Genomic DNA, 1,609 nt, shown 5'->3' with positions numbered 1-1,609 from the left:
ACATCATCTAAGCCTTGGTTTATTTGTTTGTACTCTGATGCTTGTGATGTGAATCGTAAACGTAGAGCATCGTGATGTTCTAACAATTTTTCTACAGCTGTCTCTAGGAATTCCGCTTTGATATTCTTGGAAATCTCTAATAAAACTGATTGGTTGAAATGGTGCGATTGTTGTGTTTTTTGTGCGAAGAACCAATGTTGAATCGGTGTTAGAGATGCAATTCCTGTAACTAGACTTTGTTTAGCACTGACATTAGCTGTTGTGTTGGCAACTTTAGCTAATTCGGCAATGGTTTGATTTTGGAATATCTGTTTAGGGGTGATTTGTATTCCTGAGTTTTTCGCACGAAAAACTACTTGAATGCTCAGGATGGAGTCGCCACCAATTTCAAAGAAGTTGTCGTGAATACTGACTTTTTCCAATAGCAGCAGTTCTTGCCAAATTTTAGTTAATATTTTTTCTATTTCCGTACGTGGTGCTATGTATTTATTTTCTCGTGAAATTCCATCTGGTGCGCTTAGTGCTTTTTTATCTACTTTACCATTTGCTGTTAATGGTAAACTCTCTAAAATTACAAACGCACCAGGTATCATGTAGTCTGGTAGATTTTGCTTGAGGAATTCACGTAGTTGATTAGTAGTGAGTGATTTATTATCAGTGACTACATAAGCAACTAAACGTTTGTTCTCATGAATATCTTCTGTGGCAACTACCACAGCTTGTTGCACTTGCGGGTAAGCTGTTAGAACTGATTCAATTTCCCCTGGTTCGATGCGAAAGCCCCGCACCTTCAATTGGTTATCGATACGGCTAAGAAATTCAATGTTACCATCAGCTAAATAACGTGCTAAATCTCCAGTTTTATACAACCGTGCAGAACTTTGATTACTGAAAGGATCAGGGATGAATTTTTCTAAAGTTAGTTTGGGACGGTTGAGATAACCTCGTGCTAAACATAGACCACCAATGTGCAATTCTCCAGGGACACCAATGGGCACTGGTTGTAAATAGTGATCAAGGATGTAAATTGAAGTATTAGCAATGGGGCGACCTATAGGAACTGACTTATCTGATTGAAAGTCAGTTGTAGGCTCATAGACTGTTGCTGTAATAGTGGTTTCCGTCGAACCATAAGCATTAAGCAAACTCACATTATCCCGCGTATGCTTGAACCACAGCCTAAGTTGTTTCGGAGCTACAACTTCACTACCGACAACAACCAAGCGAAGACTCAGGGGTAACTCAACATCTTTCAATTGAGATAATTCCCAAATCCATCCTTGCCAGTATGATACTGGCAAATTCAATACCGTTAGTTTTTGTTGTTCGATCAGTTGGGACAAATTTGCAAAGGAGGAGAAAATTTTCTCTTCTGCAATAATTAAGGTTGCACTCCGAAGAAATGTGGGGAATATTTCTTCGTAAGCAACATCAAAGCCAAAGTTGGCAAATTGCAAGATTCGGTCATTACAAGTTAAACCATATTTCTTTATGATGGCTTGACTGTGGTTAACCAAACTCTGCTGTTCAATCGCAACTCCCTTGGGTTGTCCAGTAGAACCAGAAGTGTAGATAACATAAGCCAAATTATCAAAAGCTACTTCAACAT

At 38.8% G+C, this 1,609-nt stretch carries 1 protein-coding gene; it reads right to left on the bottom strand.

Features of this window, described 5'->3' with window-relative positions:
- Window positions 1-1,609: non-ribosomal peptide synthetase (locus tag HCR01_RS37820; protein ID WP_193200998.1), on the bottom strand; the 1,609-nt coding region annotated here is incomplete at both ends.

It is taken from the genome of Nostoc sp. MG11, from assembly GCF_014904695.1.
Lineage (GTDB): Bacteria > Cyanobacteriota > Cyanobacteriia > Cyanobacteriales > Nostocaceae > Komarekiella.
The sequence above is the reverse complement of the archived record's forward strand: the minus strand, read 5'-3'. Positions and strand labels throughout refer to the sequence as shown.